The sequence below is a fragment of the Nocardia altamirensis NBRC 108246 genome (assembly GCF_001612685.1).
In the GTDB taxonomy this organism is placed as follows: Bacteria; Actinomycetota; Actinomycetes; order Mycobacteriales; family Mycobacteriaceae; genus Nocardia; species Nocardia altamirensis.
The window spans coordinates 16161-32658 of record NZ_BDAY01000112.1 but is presented as its reverse complement, the minus strand read 5'-3'; the positions used below and the strand labels follow the sequence as shown (position 1 = coordinate 32658).

General features: G+C 66.5%; 16 protein-coding genes. 5 read left to right on the top strand and 11 right to left on the bottom strand.

Annotation, left to right across the window (positions count from 1 at the left end; translation table 11 throughout):
* Positions 1-107: 107 nt before the first annotated feature.
* The 4 genes from NA11_RS40370 to NA11_RS40355 form a co-directional block, all read right to left on the bottom strand.
* Positions 108-3416, bottom strand: a complete 3309-nt coding sequence (locus NA11_RS40370; protein ID WP_439957144.1) for an arabinosyltransferase domain-containing protein — start codon at positions 3414-3416, stop codon at positions 108-110.
* A gap of 225 nt (positions 3417-3641) precedes the next feature.
* Complete coding sequence (locus NA11_RS40365; RefSeq protein WP_069167384.1) at positions 3642-4175, bottom strand: WKL family lipoprotein; 534 nt, start codon at positions 4173-4175, stop codon at positions 3642-3644.
* A 158-nt stretch (positions 4176-4333) separates the two neighbouring features.
* Positions 4334-5749 carry a DNA polymerase IV gene (locus NA11_RS40360; protein ID WP_084655505.1) on the bottom strand — a complete coding sequence of 472 codons (1416 nt, stop codon included), beginning with the start codon at positions 5747-5749 and terminating at the stop codon, positions 4334-4336.
* 67 nt (positions 5750-5816) lie between these two features.
* Positions 5817-6158: a TfoX/Sxy family protein gene (locus NA11_RS40355; protein WP_069167383.1), complete on the bottom strand. Its 342-nt coding sequence runs from the start codon at positions 6156-6158 to the stop codon at positions 5817-5819.
* Between the two features lie 368 nt (positions 6159-6526).
* Here NA11_RS40355 and NA11_RS40350 point away from each other — a divergent pair, with 368 nt between their 5' ends.
* A complete protein-coding gene (locus NA11_RS40350) occupies positions 6527-7414 on the top strand; it encodes a UTP--glucose-1-phosphate uridylyltransferase (RefSeq protein ID WP_141718131.1) in 888 nt (295 codons plus the stop codon).
* 46 nt (positions 7415-7460) lie between these two features.
* On the opposite strand, the gene NA11_RS40345 is transcribed toward NA11_RS40350, so the two are convergent.
* The gene (locus NA11_RS40345; RefSeq protein WP_245746540.1) at positions 7461-7892 is read right to left on the bottom strand and encodes an NlpC/P60 family protein; all 432 of its coding nucleotides are present in this window, start codon (positions 7890-7892) and stop codon (positions 7461-7463) included.
* Between the two features lie 436 nt (positions 7893-8328).
* Here NA11_RS40345 and NA11_RS40340 point away from each other — a divergent pair, with 436 nt between their 5' ends.
* A complete protein-coding gene (locus NA11_RS40340; RefSeq protein WP_069167382.1) occupies positions 8329-8697 on the top strand; it encodes a nuclear transport factor 2 family protein in 369 nt (122 codons plus the stop codon).
* An 87-nt stretch (positions 8698-8784) separates the two neighbouring features.
* On the top strand, positions 8785-9201 hold the full coding sequence (locus tag NA11_RS40335; RefSeq protein WP_069167381.1) for an ester cyclase: 417 nt from the start codon (positions 8785-8787) through the stop codon (positions 9199-9201).
* A gap of 15 nt (positions 9202-9216) precedes the next feature.
* Here NA11_RS40335 and NA11_RS40330 read toward each other — a convergent pair whose 3' ends face one another.
* Positions 9217-9804, bottom strand: a complete 588-nt coding sequence (locus NA11_RS40330) for a TetR/AcrR family transcriptional regulator (protein ID WP_218023476.1) — start codon at positions 9802-9804, stop codon at positions 9217-9219.
* 100 nt (positions 9805-9904) lie between these two features.
* On the opposite strand from NA11_RS40330, the gene NA11_RS40325 reads away from it, so the two are divergent.
* Together NA11_RS40325 and NA11_RS46085 are read left to right on the top strand one after the other, a co-directional pair.
* Positions 9905-10321 (top strand): ester cyclase, encoded by a 417-nt coding sequence (locus NA11_RS40325; RefSeq protein WP_069167379.1) that lies wholly within the window; start codon positions 9905-9907, stop codon positions 10319-10321.
* On the top strand, positions 10321-10488 hold the full coding sequence (locus NA11_RS46085; RefSeq protein WP_167837846.1) for a hypothetical protein: 168 nt from the start codon (positions 10321-10323) through the stop codon (positions 10486-10488). Before NA11_RS40325 ends, NA11_RS46085 begins: the two co-directional genes overlap by 1 nt.
* Before the next feature lie 81 nt (positions 10489-10569).
* On the opposite strand, the gene ileS is transcribed toward NA11_RS46085, so the two are convergent.
* From ileS to NA11_RS40305, 5 genes are all read right to left on the bottom strand, one after another.
* On the bottom strand, positions 10570-13704 hold the full coding sequence (gene ileS / locus NA11_RS40320; protein WP_069167378.1) for an isoleucine--tRNA ligase: 3135 nt from the start codon (positions 13702-13704) through the stop codon (positions 10570-10572).
* Positions 13705-13974: 270 nt separating this feature from the next.
* A complete protein-coding gene (locus NA11_RS44450) occupies positions 13975-14175 on the bottom strand; it encodes a hypothetical protein (RefSeq protein WP_084655507.1) in 201 nt (66 codons plus the stop codon).
* 74 nt (positions 14176-14249) lie between these two features.
* Complete coding sequence (gene wag31 / locus NA11_RS40315) at positions 14250-15107, bottom strand: DivIVA-like cell division protein Wag31 (protein WP_069167377.1); 858 nt, start codon at positions 15105-15107, stop codon at positions 14250-14252.
* A 68-nt stretch (positions 15108-15175) separates the two neighbouring features.
* Entirely contained in the window at positions 15176-15478 is a 303-nt protein-coding gene (locus NA11_RS40310; RefSeq protein ID WP_014983168.1) for a YggT family protein, read from the bottom strand.
* Positions 15479-15567: 89 nt separating this feature from the next.
* A complete protein-coding gene (locus NA11_RS40305; protein ID WP_069167376.1) occupies positions 15568-16374 on the bottom strand; it encodes a cell division protein SepF in 807 nt (268 codons plus the stop codon).
* Positions 16375-16498: the final 124 nt, after the last annotated feature.

The window sequence follows — 16498 nt, the reverse complement described above, 5'->3', positions numbered from 1 at the left end:
CTTCATGCGGTTCACAAAGGCTCTGGGCTCACAAAGGCTCTGGGCTCTGTGAACCGTATGGAGCCTTTGTGGATCTACAGAAACGGTGCGATTCGGGGTCGGCTAGGTCACCAGGTGGTGTTGATGTGGCCGGGGGTCCAGGTGCCCCAGCGTTGGGTTTCGGCGATGGAGACCTTGGCGGGTTGGGCGTTGGGGTCGAGGGGGAGGTACTGCTCGATCGAGCCCCAGTCTCGGGACCAGTCGTTGTTCAGGTAGGCGGGTAGGGCCCTGGCGGTGAACAAGAGCTGGGTCCAGCCGAGGGGGCCGCCGCCGTCGTGGGCCTGCCAGAGGTTGGTGATGGTCGCGCCGTTGCGATCCGGCAGGATCCGGTAGCCGGGCAGGTCGCTGACGCCCGCGTAGGTCGGCACCAGGTTCTGGCATGGGTAGGTCATGGCGACCTCCCAGTCGAGCAGGACCGGCGTCTTCGAACCGACAACGGCGGTCAGGGTTTTCAGCTGCGGCACCCGCGGCGGGGTCACCGCGAGCCACTGATCCTTGCCGAGATCCTTGTCGCTGGCGACGATTCGCACGACGTTCGCGTCACCGGGCAGCCAGTCGAGCGGCACCCGCATGTTGCGCCACGTCGGCGACGGCCCGATGTCGATCGGGTCCACCTGGCCGAGTGCGACGGCCGTGCCGTCAGCTCCCGCGCGGCCGTACTCGACGCGCAGCTCTTGACCGGGGTGCACGATGCCGTCGCTGTCGACATGCCGGATCCGCCCGGCGGCCGCGATCGAGATGATCGGGCCCCGGCTTCCCTTGTCGTCCTTGGGAAGTAGATACCACCCGGTGGTGAGCTCAGCTGGCTGTTGGGTGCCTTCCCGATAGCTACCGAGCACCGGGACGGTCGCCGGATCCAAACCGAAGGGCAGCGGAACGCTGCTGCCGTTGATCCCGGCGCCCGTCGACGTGCCGGTCTCCGAGCCCGGCGACTTCGAGCCCGCCTTCGGGTCGGTGACCTCACCGGAGTCGGCGCTGGTGACGGAATTCGCCTTACCCGTTGTGGACTCGATCTCGTCGGAGGTGAGGTCGGTCGCCACTCCGTTCGGGGTGAACCCGGTCGAATCGCTCCCGGCCAGCGCCGTGGCGGCATCGCCGGTCAGCGGGCGCAGCACGGCGGCATTGGGATCGGTCTCGACCAGCACCTCGTCCGCGAGCCCGCAACCACCGGAAACCGTTGCAGCCAGGTTTGATTGGGCATTCGAATACGCCGGATACTGTGCCACTGCGGCTTTCGCCATCGACAGCACCTCGAACAACACCATGACGGCGGCGACCACCGCGAGGACAGGGACCCGCGCAACCCGCCCCGGTACCGAGTCGGGACGCGGCTGGGTCTGTGGGAGAACGTGGAACCATGCCGCAACGACCAGCGCGAGCACCGAGAGTCCCGCCGCGAAGGTCGACAGGCCGAAACCGGCCACCGTCGGCGCCTTGTCCCACCAGGGGACGTGCCAGGCCGACACCCACCAGTAACCGTTGGCGCCGACGAAAGTCAGTGCCAGTCCGAAGAATACGGCCGCGGCGAACAGTGCCCGGTTGCGCACCGGCCGCGTGACGCGCGAGCCGACCGCGACGGCGGTGAGCGCTGCAATGCACGCGGCCAAGCCGGCGAAGACGCCGAACTGATGAATCCACTTCGTCGGCGAGAACATCATCACCACCATCGCGGTGACGGTGATCCCGATGAGCCGCCGCGACGGCCCGACAGCGGTCCCCGGAATGTGGCCACCGCGGCGCAGCATGGTCACCGCGCAGACCACGAGGCCGAGCAGCATCATGAACATGCCGAACCGCCGAGTCAGCCAGCCGTCACCGCTCGGCTGCAGCAGATACTGATAGCGCAGGAACTCCAGGAACCATGCGGCGCCGTCGCCGGGTCCGATCTTGTCGTGCACGAAGAACATCTCGCGCACTCCGGCAAAGGTCCGATCCGCGAAGACCACGGTCAGCACCACCAGCCCGGACGCGAGCACTGGCAGCAGCAGCGTCAGGTAGCCGGAGTTCTTGGCGCGCTGCACGAGCACCGAGATCATGGTGCGTGCCCCGGCCGCCAACGCGCCGAGACAGATCAGGCCGGACGGTGCCGCGGTCAAGGTGAACGCCGCGATGACGATCGCCAGTGCGTAGGGCAGCGCCCGCCGGGTCGCGATGGCCCGTTCGACCGACGCCCAGGTGAGGATCACGCCAACCGCCACAAAGGGTTCCGCGCGCAGACCGTTGTTGTAGGGCAGCCAGAACGCGAGGAACATCAGCGCACTGGTCCACCCGACCACCGCATTGCGCCGCAAGGCGACACCGAGCCGAGGCAGCAGCTCCCGGCTGATCGCCCACCAGGCGATGACGCTGACGAGCAAGGTGGGCAACCGAACCCAGGGACTCACCGACGACACGTGGGTCAGCAACCCGATCATGTCGGTGTACGGCGTGTAGAACGGGCCTTCGTCGACGCTGAACCAGCGGTAGTAGTTCGACATGAAGCCCGAACTGCGCGCGGCGCGCGCCATCCCGAGGATGTAGCCGTCATCGGAGGTGTTGGCGCCGATGAAATGCCACACCAGCAGTGTGGCGAACACCAGATAGTCCGCAGGCTGCAATCGCCACCATCGGGTGGGCAGGAACCGTCTCGACTTCCGGCCGTCGAGGCTGTCCAACCGGTACAGCGCAACCAACGCGACAAGCGTGGCCAACGCGGCCAGCACGATCACGATGAGCTTCAACGGCGTCGGCGACGACGAAAACCGGGAGTCGACAGCAATATTCACGTGCAACCCGGACGGTGCTGCACCGGATAGCTCGCTGAAGACACCGACCACCTGCGGGCGGATGTCGGTCGTGAACGTCTTGCCCGAGTCAGCGAGGCCGGAGGCCGACACCGTGCTGCGCTGCGTGGCCATCTCGATGTCCACCGAACAGGACTGATTGCGCAACGCGCTCAGCGGCGACGACCACAGCAGCGTGTTGCGCGACACCACGTCCACCCGGCCCGGCCGCTCCGCCGTGTCGGCGACCACCTTGGCGACGAACCCGTAGTGCTCCAGATCCGGTGACTGACGCGGAATCGTCGACACCACAACGCCACCCGAATCCGCGAGCGCGGTGAAGGCGGCGCAGGGGATCTGCGCGGAAAGGTTCATCGGGGCGTAGGTGATCAGCGGCGAGGTCACCGAGGTCACCGCAGCCGTCTGCGGCCACGCCACGCTGGACTGGTCCTGCCGGACCGGAAGGAAGGGAATCGAGATCGCCGCAATGACGGCGATCAGGCCGCTGACGATGGCCAGCGCCTTGAGTCGAGGAGCGGCGGCTCCGGGCAGGCGCTCCGGCAGATTCCCCCGCTGTGCCGACGGTTGGGCGGATTCGCGCACAGCGTCACTCAGAGTCACGACGGTGGATGCTAGCGCGAAATGGTCGGACGACCCAGTGTCGCAGCTACCGCCACCGCGCGGTCGACCTCGGCGAGCGTACCGAGGGTGGGCAACGTCACTGGCGCGGAAGTCGTTGGTAACTTCCTATTTCCGGCACGGTACCGCTTTTCGGACACGCGGAAACGTCGAACGGCCCGGCCTGCGGCAGTCACCGCGGGCCGGGCCGTTCGGGGTGGATCAGCTGCAGGCGGTCGACTGCTGGCCGAGGTTGGTCAGCATCGCGCAGGCCCAGGACTTCTGAATCTTCCACTTGCCGTTGTCCACGACGAACGGCACGTCGACCGGGTTCTCCTGGCCGTTGACGGTGAACTTGGCCTTGGCGTTGACGCTGTCACCGAACTGGGTCACGTCGGTGACGGTGATCTTGACGTCGGCGCCCTTGGCGGCGTCGGCCAGGCGGGAAGGCAGCGTGGGGTCGGCCTCGGCGCCTTGGACGTTGTCGAGCTTCTCGGCGGCGGGAATCGACGGGTCGAGCGCCTTGGTCAGCGCCTCGTTCAGCTGCGCCACCGTCGGGACCGGCGGCAGGTTCGCGTTGTTGGTCGCCGACGCCTTGGCGCTGGTCGACGTCTTGGCGGCGGGCTTGCTGTCCTTGTCGTCGCTGCACGCGGTCATGCCCAGTGCGGCAACGATGGCCAGGCCGGCGATCGCGATGCGTCCAGTCTTACGAAGCTTCAACTGCTCGTCCTTTGCGTTCGAGTAGGTCCATGTCATGTCCACCACGGCAGCCGCAACCCGACCGGCAGCGCTGCACGAGCACCCAGGCTACCGGCACGCATGACCACCACGTGGACCGCACGGGACTGACTGATGTCGTCGGCAGCGAACGTACGCGCCACGCCCGGCGATGTCGAGGTGTACGGCGAGTCAGATCACCGCAGACTGTGCATCGGATCGGCTCTGGTCAGCGCCGGATCGTCGGCCGCGAAGGTATGGGCAGGCCCTGGACCGGTCGAGCGGGTCTCGAAACGCACCGTCACGACGCCGTATCCGCCGCCCTGCACCCAGCCGTGGCCGTACTCCGGATGTTCGACATCCATGCCGGAACGCCAGAGCGGAACCGACGCCTCGGCGACCGGCTGCGCGGGCACCACCGTTTCCGGCGGCTCGGCCGTCTGCTCCCAGCCGGTGTCCTCGAGGACGGGCGCCTGATCGAGCTCGGGAAACAGCGACTCCTGCCGGACCGTGGACAGCCCGCCGTAGCCGACGCCGACCAGCCGGATCGGGCCGAGCTCGGCCGGGTCGATCGCGGAGCGCTGCGCGGCGGTGGCCAACGTGGTGAGGTCCTCGGTCGCGTAGGGCAGAGTGAACGAGCGGGTCACGATGCTCATATCGGACTTCTTCAACTTGAGCACCACGGTGCGGGCGGCGCGCCCGTCGTTGGTGAGGCGGCGATGCGCGGCCGCGGCCATCGCCTCGATGGCGGGCCGCAGCTGCGCGAGCGTGACAATGTCGGTCTCGTAGGTAGTTTCGGCGCTGATCTGTTTGGCCTCGGCCCGTTCGGCGACCGGGCGATCATCGATGCCGCGCGCCAGCCGATGCAGTGCGGCGCCGACGCTGCCGCCAAGGATCGAAACCGCCTCGGATTCCGGCAGATCGGCGAAGGCGCCGACGGTCTCGATGCCGAGCGAGCGCAGCTTGTGCTCGGCCACCGGGCCGATCCCCCACAGCTTGCGCACCGGAAGCGCCGCAAGCATCCGCTGCTGCTCGGCGGGCGAAACCACCCGTATCCCATCGGGTTTGGCGAGACCGGAGGCGATCTTGGCGAGTTGCTTGCCGGTGCCTGCGCCGACCGAGGCGGTGAGCCCGGTGCGTTCGCGCACCGCGGTGCGCAGTTCCTCGCAGAACTCGTGCACCTGCGCCACGGTCGCGCCGACGAGTTCGGTGGGCTCACCGAACGCCTCGTCGAACGACAGCGTTTCCAGCACCGGGATCCGGCTGCGCAGCACCTCGAACACCTGCCCGCTCAGCACGCCGTACACGGCGCCGCGCGGCGGCACCACCACCGCAGTGACCCCGACCAGCCTGCGCGCCTGATGCATCGGCATCGCCGACCGCGCGCCGTACACCCTGGCTTCATAACTCGCGCCTGCGACGACACCGCGCCCGCCGGTTCCACCGACCAGCACCGGCCGCCCGCGCAACGTTGGTCGGGTCAGCTGTTCGACGGAAGCGAAGAAGGCATCCATATCGATGTGCAGCACCCACCTGCGCGCCGTATCCACCCGCCCCGCCGGCGGCCCGGCGTCGAGTGCATCGGCACGGTCGAAAGGATGCCGACCACTCACGGCTTCGCCTCGCGGACGCTCCGCTCCGTCGTGCGCGAAAGTTGTCGCTTCGCTCGCTGCTGCGCGCTCACTGCGGTTTCGCCGAGGATTTCCTGGGCTTGGGCACGCGCGCGGGCAGCACGTCGGCGGTGCGCTGCACGAACTCACGCAACCAGGCCGACTCGGCGAGCTTCGACTCCGGGATCCGGAAGTACGGCTTGGCACCGGGATACGGCGGGACCAGCCAGGATTCCTCGGCATAATCCGCGGCGGCCGCGCTGGGTTTGACGAGCAACTGATCGTCGGCGATCAACGCGACCAGCTTGTCGTCGCAGTACAGGCCGTATTCGCCGAACATGGCCCTGGCCCGGACATCCAGCGGCTCCAGCTGTTCCAGGAACTCCGCCACGGTCGCCTTGTCAGTACTCACAGCTACGTCCTCCCCGACGCTCGGCTCCGCCATGCCCCATGGCGCAGGCTCTGTGGTGCGCGCACGCCGCCGCGGCCCGCGCACGCACGCCGGTAACGGTTCGCTCGCTCACAACCGGAAATCTACGCCCGCCCACCGACAGATCCTGGCAGGCAGCGAAGCTCGGCGATGGCTCCGCGCTAACTGCGAGTTGCCTGTGCGAGACACGCCCGCGCTGCCGCGTCCCCTCAACACGTCCTCACACCATGCAACCACCCTTGACCTGGGCTGATATCACAGAAGTCTGCGCAATACACGGCTTCGGTGAACAGTCGGCGAAGCACGGGGAGCGCCCTTGCCGTGCGGCGGCGTATGTGATGATCGGACCTATGAAGATCCGCAAGGCCGTTATCCCGGCCGCCGGTATCGGTTCCCGACTCCTGCCGCTGACCAAGGCCATCCCGAAGGAGATGCTGCCGGTCGGCGACAAGCCGGTGATCGAACATACGGTCCGCGAGCTGGTCGCGTCGGGCATCACCGACATCACCATCGTGGTCAGCGGCGGAAAGTCGTTGATCCAGGACCACTTTCGGCCGAATCCGGCCCTGGTGGCGCAGCTACGCGCGGACGGAAAAACCGCATACGCCGACGCGGTCGAAGAGGTCGGCGAGTTGTCCAGGCTCGGTCACATCACCTACCTGGATCAGCACGGCCCCTACGGCAACGGCACGCCGGTGCTGAACGCGGCCCGCAACCTGGGCGACGAGTCGATGCTGGTGCTGTGGCCCGACGACGTGTTCGTCGCCGAGGTGCCGCGCGCCCAGCAGCTGATCGACGCCTACGAGGCCACCGGCGCCCCTGTGCTCGCGCTGATGCCGATGGACCCGTCCGAGTCGCAGCGGTACGGCGTGCCGGTCGTCGCCGACGACCAGGGCAACGGCCTGCTGCGGATCACCGGCCTGCGCGAGAAGCCCAAGCCCGAGGACGCCCCTTCCGATTTCGCCGCGATCGGCGGTTACGTGGTCACCCCCGGCATCATCGAGGAACTGCGCAGGCAGACCAATGCCTGGTACGAGCACCGCTCCGGCGAGGTCTACCTGACCGACGCGATCAACGTGCACGCGGCGAACAACCCGGTGTTCGGCCAGGTGATCCAGGGCCGCTGGTACGACACCGGCAACCCGGCCGACTATCTGGTCGCCCAGTTCGCCTCGGCGCTGGCGAACCCGCAGTACGGTCCGCTGCTGCGCACCCTCGCCGAGGACACCGGCCACTGAACTGCGCGAGCCGCACACCGCTGATCGCCGGTGTGCGGCTCGGCCGTCAGAACCGCCGGATGGCGTAGATATCGAACTGGCGCAGCGGGCTCAGTCCGACCGGGACGCCCCAGTCGTAGGCGTTGAAGATCTGGCCGAGCCCCGCGTAGATGCCGACATGGGAGCCGTCGCGGTTCAGCACCACCACGTCGCCGGGCGACAAGGCGAAGAACGGGACGGGCGCGCCTGCCCTGGCCTGCTCCCAGGTCGTGCGCGGAATGCGGACGCCGACCTGCCGGAACGCCCACTGCACGAGACCCGAGCAGTCCCAGGCAATAGGGCCGGTTCCGCCCCACTGGTACGGCTTTCCGGTCTGCGTGACGGCAGCGGCGAGGGCGCCGACGCCATGCGAGCTCGGCAGCGGAATCGCGGCGGAGCCGGACGCGGAGAGGCTGTCGATGCTGCCGATGCCGGTGTCCGACCACCCCGGGCCCGCCATGATCAGCGTGGCCGCCGTCGAAATCAGTAGTCCGAGGGCGATACGGCGCAATGGTTTCCTGTTCACGTGCTCGTCCCTTCCGGTCACCCGGCCACCGGGCAACCATCCGGCGGCCCCGGCCGACGCCCGGCTAGCGCACCGTCGTCCAGCAGGAACCGCAGTCGCTGCGCCCGGCGTAGGCACGTCTCGCGCAGCTCAACGCAGTTAGGACAACTCACGAACTCACTGCTGCCACAGGAGTCGATCTCCGCAACAACAGCACCAGTGCCGATTCTGCCGCGCCGCTCCGACCAGCGGCGACACTTCAGCAAATCAAGAATATGTGATCTGCATCACACTCGTTTGACGCTGCGAATTACACCCAAGTGATTGCGTTATGCAATCGGATCCCGCTACGGTCCAAGAGCCAGCCCACCACCAGCACCCGGGGAGAACCGTGACTTCGGCGAACAAGCGCACCGTCCAGCGCTACATCGATGGCTTCAACAAGACCGACCACGACCAGATTCTGTCCTGTCTGACCGACGACATCGAATGGACCGTCTTCGGCTGGTTCCAGCTGACCGGAAAAGACGCCTACGACAAGGAGATCGAGAACGAGGGCTTCGCCGGAAGCCCGCGGATCACCATCCAGCGCATGGTCGAGGAGGATGACGTCGTCATGGCCGAGCTGGCCATCGAGGCGACGCGAGCCGACGGCGAACCGGTCCGCATGGTGGCGGGCGAGGTCTTCGTGCTGCGCGACGGCCTGATCGCCGAGCGCCGCGCCTATTTGATCCAGCTCAGGGAGAACGCGTTCAAGTGAGCGGACCGAAGTATTGAGAATCTTGGCTCGTCGTAGGACAGTCCCCTCATCACGAGATCAGATTCTCATTATCAGGAAGAGGCATCGATGACACCTGCGGAAATGGACGAGCTGTTCGCGAGGCACTGTGCGGCGGAGGCCGCCAACGACGTCGACGCGATCATGGACACCCTCGCCGACGAGGTAGAGCATGACGCTGTCGGCGATCCGCAGGGCGTCCTGTACGACCACGCCGCCATCGCCCAGCGCTACCGGGAACTGTTCGCCGGTCTCGACGAGGACAAGATGGAGAGTGTGCACCGATACTACGGCGCGGACTTCTTCGTCGACGAATCCCATTGGTACGGAAGGGCAACCGGCATGCTGCTCGGCATTCCCGGCAACAACCGGCCACTGAACTTCCGGATACTGCACGTCTGCGAGATCCGCGACAACAAGATCAGCCGGGAGAACGTCTGGCTGGACACCGCCGCGATCATGCAGCAGCTGATGGCGCCCGCCTGACGGCAGCGCCCGAGGTCAGCCCGCCTCGGCTACGGCGGCCCGAACGAGAGCTCGGGCCGCCCAGCACATCGTCTCGGTGGCCGCCTCGGGGTCGAGGCCGCAGGTATCGCGCATGGAGACGATGGCCTCGACGCCGAACACCATGGTCACCGCATGCACCAACTGTTCCCACCGCTCGTCCGAGAGAGTGTCGCGCAGCGGCGCCAAGGCGTGCCTCGCCATCTCGAGCCGGGTCACCCCGCGTACCGGAACCTTTTCCGCCTCAACGACATCCACCTGATTGAACCAGCGATCAAGGGTGGCTCTGAGCACCCCGCGCCACACCACCTCATCGGCGAACTGGAACGCGCACACCTCCCGCACCACCTGAACGATGCGCTCCTCGACATCGCCGGACAACCGGTCGAGGAAGTCCGGGTAGCCGCCGACGAATCCGGCCTGACGGGTCGCCATGTCCGCCCACAGCGATTGCGGATTCGGAAAGTACCGATACGCGGTGGCGGTCGAGACCTTCGCGGCCTCCGCAACCTCGGCGATCGACGGTGACTGACCGTTGCGAGCGAGTTCGAGCGCGGCCGTGATGAGCGCTTCCCTCGTGCGCATCTTCTGATTCTTGGCTCGGCCGCTATTGAGAATCTCATCTCGCCGTGAGAAAGTCATCTCACCAAGATAGCAGATTCTCACCACCGAGGAGGGCGTGGCGATGACACACGAAGAAATGGATGAGCTGTTCGCACGGCACTGCGCGGCGGAGGCCGCCAACGACGTCGACGCGATCATGGACACCCTCGCCGCGGACATCGAGCACGATGCCGTCGGCGATCCACAGGGCGTCCTGTACGACCACGCCGCCATCGCCCAGCGCTACCGGGAACTGTTCGCAGGCATCCGCGAGGACAAGATGGAGAGCGTGCACCGGTACTACGGCGAAGACTTCTTCGTCGACGAATCCCATTGGTACGGAACGGCAACCGGCATGATCATGGGCATCCCCGGCAACAACCGGCCGCTGAACTTCCGGATACTGCACGTCTGCGAGATCCGCGACAACAAGATCAGCCGCGAGAACGTCTGGCTGGACACCGCCGCGATCATGCAACAACTGATGGCGCCGGCCTGATGGGCGCCTACAAGTCGGCCAAGTGGACGGTCGCCGCGCACCGCCACGAACGGCGCGATGAGCGGACCAGCGCAGCGACGCAGCAAGTGTCGCCGCTGGTCGGGGCAGGCACACCGGCAGCACGCGGTGGACCGACCCCGTCCGGACAGGACCACGCGAGCCGGTAGCACCGGCAGCCGACAGCCCCGGCCGACGGTCCGAAAACAGCAGGGGCGGAACCCTTCCAGGTCCCGCCCCGACTGTTCGAATCAGGCCTTGGTGACCTGCGCCCGCACGCCACCGACGAGGTCGGCCGCCTCGGCGCCCGCGGCACCGAGGGTGAGGGTGGTCGCCAGGATCTCGCCGGCGATCAGCGCACGGTGCGTCTCGGCCCACGCGGTGCGGTCGGCGGGCACCTCCAGCACCACCGTGATCCGGTCGGACACGTCCAGCCCCAGGGACTTCCTGGTCTCCTGGAGATCACGGATGAGGTCGCGGGCCCAGCCCTCGGCCTCCAGTTCCTCGGTGACCACCGAGTTCAGCACCACCAGCCCCGCGTTGCCCGGCAGGGCAGCGGTGGACTCGGGCTCGGCGGCGACCAGGCGCTGCGTGTATTCCTCAGGGAGCAAGGTGATTCCGGCGGCGGTGACCACACCGTCGGCATCCTCGGACCACTCCCCCGCCTTGACCGCCTTGATCACCGTCTGCACGTCCTTGCCGAGGCGCGGACCCGCGGCACGGGCGTTGACGACCAGTTCGAACCGGCCGTGCACGGCGACATCGGTGGTCAGGTCGACCTTCTTGACGTTCACCTCGTCGGCGATGATGTCGGCGTAGGGCGCCATCCGATCGGCGTCGCCCGCCGCGATGGTCACCTCGGCCAGTGGCAGGCGCACCCGCAGGTTCTGCGCCTTGCGCAGGCTCAGCACCGTCGAGCAGACCACCCTGACCTCGTCCATGGCCGCGACGAGCTCCGAATCATGCGGCAGCTCCCCTTCTTTCGGCCAGTCGGCGAGGTGCACCGAGTCCCCGCCGGTGAGCCCGCGCCAGATCACCTCGCTGATCAGCGGCAGCAGCGGCGCCGCGAGCCTGGTGACCACCTCGAGCACCGTGTGCAGCGTGTCGACCGCGTCGCGATCCTCTTCCCAGAACCGCGAACGCGACCGGCGCACATACCAATTGGTCAGCGCGTCGGCGAACGAGCGCAGCTCGTCGCAGGCGCCGGCGATGTCGTAGGTCTCCAGCGCCTCGGTCATCACGTCCCTGGTCACGGCGAGCTTGGCCAGGATGTAACGGTCGAGCACGTTGGTCGAATCCGTACGCCACACACCGGACTTCGAGGCGTAGAGCTGCAAGAAGGTCCACGCGTTCCACAGCGGACGCAGCGCGTGGCTGACGCCTTCGCGGATGCCGCGCTCGGTGACGATGAGGTTGCCGCCGCGCAGGATCGGCGAGCTCATCAGGAACCAGCGCATCGCGTCGGAACCGTCCCGATCGAACACCTCGTTCACGTTCGGGTAGTTGCCCTTGGACTTGCTCATCTTCAGCCCGTCGTCGCCGAGCACGATGCCGTGCGCCGCAACGGTTTTGAAGGCGGGGCTGTCGAAGAGCGCGGTCGAGAGCACGTGCAGGGTGTAGAACCAGCCCCTGGTCTGCCCGTTGTACTCGACGATGAAATCGCCGGGGAAGTGGTTGTCGAACCACTCCTTGTTCTCGAACGGGTAGTGCACCTGGGCGAACGGCATCGAGCCCGACTCGAACCAGCAGTCGAGCACCTCGGGCACCCGGCGCATGGTCGACTTGCCGGTCGGGTCATCCGGATTCGGCCGGGTGAGGTCGTCGATCATCGGCCGATGCAGGTCGTCCGGGCGCACGCCGAAATCACGCGCCAGCTCGTCGAGCGAGCCGTACACGTCCATCCGCGGGTACTCGGGGTCGTCGGACATCCACACCGGGATCGGGCTGCCCCAGTAACGGTTGCGGCTGATGTTCCAGTCGCGCGCACCCTCGAGCCACTTGCCGAACTGGCCGTCCCTGATGTGCTCTGGCACCCAGGAGATCTGCTTGTTCAGCTCGACCATCCGGTCGCGGAACTTGGTCACCGCGACGAACCAGGACGGCACCGCCATGTAGATCAGCGGCTGGCCCGAGCGCCAGCTGTGCGGGTAGGAGTGTTCGATCGTCTCGTGCCGCAACAGCTTTCCTGCGGCCTTGAGGTCCTTGATGATCACCGGGTTGGCGTCGAAGACCATCAGGCCCTCGTACGGCGGCACCATCGAGGTGAACTTGCCGCCCGGGTCCAGCGGCTGCACGATCTCGATGTCGTTCGCAGTGGCGACATCCATGTCCTCCTCACCGAACGCCGGTGCGAGGTGCACGATCCCGGTGCCGGAGTCGGTGGTGACGTAGTCGGCGGCCAGGACCCGGTGCGCGTTGGGGTGACCGAGGAAGAAGTCGAACGGCGGCGCGTAGGACAGCCCGACCAGCGCGGCGCCGTCGTACTCGGCCAGCACCTCCGGCTCGTCACCGAACTCGCGGGTGTAGTGCGACACGCGCTCGGCGGCCAGCAGATACTGCTTGCCGTCCGCGGCGCGGAGGTGGACGTACCGGACATCGGGGTGCACCGCGATCGCGAGGTTCGACGGCAGCGTCCACGGTGTGGTGGTCCAGATCAGCGCGTTGGCGCCGTCGAGCGCATGCAGCGGATGCTCAGCGGGCACGCGCAGCACCATGTCGACGGTGACCGCCGGATCCTGGCGCATCTTGTACGCGTCGTCGAGGCGGGTCTCCTGGTTCGACAGCGGGGTCTGCTCGTACCAGCTGTAGGGCAGCACCCGGAAGCCTTGGTAGATCAACCCTTTCTCGTGCAGCGACTTGAACGCCCACATCACCGACTCCATGAAGTCGAGATCGAGCGTCTTGTAGTCGTTGTCGAAGTCGACCCAGCGCGCCTGACGCGTCACGTAGTCGCGCCATTCCCCGGTGTATCGGAGGACGGAAGATTTACACGCCGCGTTGAATTCGGCGAGGCCCATCTCGTCGATCTGTGATTTGTCCGTGATACCGAGCTGCTTTTCCGCTTCGATTTCCGCGGGCAATCCATGACAGTCCCAGCCGAAACGCCGGTCGACACGCTTACCGCGCATCGTCTGAAAACGCGGGACCAGATCCTTGACATATCCGGTCAGCAAATGTCCGTAATGCGGCAGTCCATTGGCAAAGGGCGGTCCGTCGTAGAAGACGAATTCTGCTGCGCCGGAACGGTTTTCAATGCTCGCGCGGAAGGTGTCGGCGGCCGCCCATGCGTCGAGCACGCGCCGCTCCATCTCAGGGAACCCCGCTGCACTGCCGACCCCGAGGTCGACGCGCGGGTAGACGCTGTTGCTGGAAGTTTGGTCCGCCATCGCGGATGCGTCTCCTCGTGCCGTGTCCGTTGGCACGGGGACGATGCCGACGCCGGTGCGTCGCTACCGCGGTACCACCCCGCTTGTCCGGCCTGAACAGCCGAACCTCTCGTTGCGAGCTGTGACGGGCTCACCCGTTCGGTTCTACTGGGCACGGCCGCCGCCCGGCAGCACGTGCTGTTCTTCCGAAGGCTCCCCGGTGATAGCCGGATCAACACCAGTGTTCATGTTTGATTCTAGCCAGTGCGGTCAAACCTGTTTACGGCCCGCCTAGCGCTTGGCATGACGCCCAGGTGGTGGCGGCGACTCACTATCCGGCCGACGCATAGACAGGGCACTCACCAGCAACAGGACCGCGCCGAGCACACATACCAGGATGCAGCCCCACGCCCAGATCACCGACCCGGTGGTCAATGCGGCGACCAGGAGGGCGAATCCGACGGCAGCAAGGACAAGTGTCAAGACGAGCATGGTGACCCCCAAGGCATGCCAGGCGGCTCGACTGTTCCTCTAATTATCCGGACGGTGCAGCTCGAGATGAGCGGCTACTTGCCACCCTTGCCGAACGAGGCAGGCTGCAGGTTGTTGGCCGTGTTGGCATCGGCAAACGCCTCGCCACCATCGACCGGCACCGCAGAGCCACGGTTCTCCAGTTCCTCGAGCTGCGATTCCAGGTAGGACTTCAGCCGCACCCGGTACTCCCGCTCGAAGGTCTTGAGCTGCTCGATCCGGCTCTCCAGCACGCTGCGCTGCTGGGTGATGGTCGCCATGATCTCGGTGTGCTTGCGCTCGGCGTCGGCCTGCAGTGCGTCGGCCTTCTCCTTGGCCTGGCGCAGCTGGTTGTCCGAACGGTTCTGCGCGTCCGACAGCATGGCGTCGGCCTTCTGGCGTGCGTCCGCGATCATGCCCTCGGAACGGGTCCTGGCATCGCCGACCAGACGCTCAGAATTTGCCCGCGCGTTGGACAGCAGATTCTCCGCCTCCACCTTGGCGTCACTGGTCAGCCGGTCCGCCATCTCCTGGGCGAGGCTGAGCACCTTGGCGGCCTGCAGGTTCGCGTCCGCACCAGGGGCGTCCTTCTGGACGGGCGCGGCGGGCATCGGGGCGGGCGGCGCCTGCTGCACCGGCGGCTTGATGGGCTCCGGCGGTGGTGGCGGCGCCTGCTGCACAGGCGGTTTCACGTTGTTCTGGACGACAGGGCCGCGATTCTTCTTGGCATCAGCCAGTTCTGCATCGAGTTCGGCGACCCGCTGGCGCAGGTCGGCGTTTTCCTCGATCAGACGCGAGAGCTCCTGCTCAACGAGATCCAGGAAGGCGTCGACTTCATCCTCGTTGTAGCCGCGCTTCCCGATCGGCGGTTTGCTGAACGCGACGTTGTGCACATCGGCTGGAGTCAGCGGCATGGAAGGATCCCTTCACGCGTCTTTTGGAGATCTAGCAGATCTAGCAAGCTACTTCACGGCCCATTCTGTCACACCGGAGCTACTGGTTGCCCGAGCCTGCCCACGATCGACATCAAGATGAAGACGATGAAAAGCAGGACCATAATCGACAAGTCCAGGCGAATTCCCCCCAGTGACACCGGTGGTATCAACCGTCTCAGTAGTTTCACCGGCGGGTCGGTGATCGTGAAGATCACCTCCAGGATGATGACCACCACACCGGTCGGACGCCAGTCACGAGCGAAGCTTCGGATGAACTCCACGATCACCCGGCTGATCAGCAACAGCCAGAAGATGAACAGTACGAAGTACAGCACCGCGAACAAGGCCACGAGTTCACTCTGCCGCAAAATCGGCTTTGCGCAAAATGACCGCGCCGCCCCACGCGCGACCGGTCGGCAACACCCCCCAGATCACGACCTTATTTCTGGTTGTAGAAGCCGGTTTCGGCGATGCGTCGGCGTTCTTCGGCCGATACGTCCACATCCGCGGGTGAGAGGAGGAACACCTTGGTAGCAACCTTGTCGAACGAGCCACGCAGCGCGAACGCGAGACCTGCGGCGAAGTCGACCAGCCGCTTGGCATCGGCGTTGCTGAGATCGACCAGATCCATGATCACCGGGTTGCCCTCACGGAAGCGCTCACCGATGATGCGGGCCTCACTGTAGTCACGTGGACGCAACGTCGTGATCTTGGACAAGGGGCCTCCGTCCTCGAAGATCCCCGGCCTGCGCGCGGGTGCCGGCTCGGGGCGCACGCGCTCCTCCAGCCGCCGCTCCTCGGCCTCGGGATCGACGGCGAGCGCACCTCGGGTGGCTCCGCGCATCGTCGGCGCGCTACCGCCCGCCCGGAATCGGCCCGACGGTGCGGCCTCGATCCGGGTGGGACGCCGCGGCGCCTCGTAACGGTCCTCGCCGTAGGGTTCGTCGGCGTAGTCGTCGCGGCGGGACACGGGGTATCCGGCCTTGTACGGCGACTTGTAGGCAGGCTCCGGGTAATCCGGATCCTCGCGGTCGAAGCCGTCGGCGCCGTAATGGTCTGCGCCGTAACGATCTTCGGCATAGCGATCGGCGCCGTAGGCGCCACGGTCGGCATAGTCACGGGGCCGGGGCCGACGGGAACCACGCTCGTCGCTGCCCCGCGGGGCGCGATCATCCACGTAGTCGTCTTCGTAATCCTCGAGCGGAACCATGCCGAAGTACGCCTTGAACTTGTGAAGCGTACTCATCACCGCACCCCGCAGTCGCGTGGCACGGTCATGACCACGCAAGTGGCTGCGCTGATTACTCGCTCGCTGCGCTCGCTCATTGGTCGACCTTCCTTCGGCCCCGGTGGCGGCCGGGTGTTGAAGT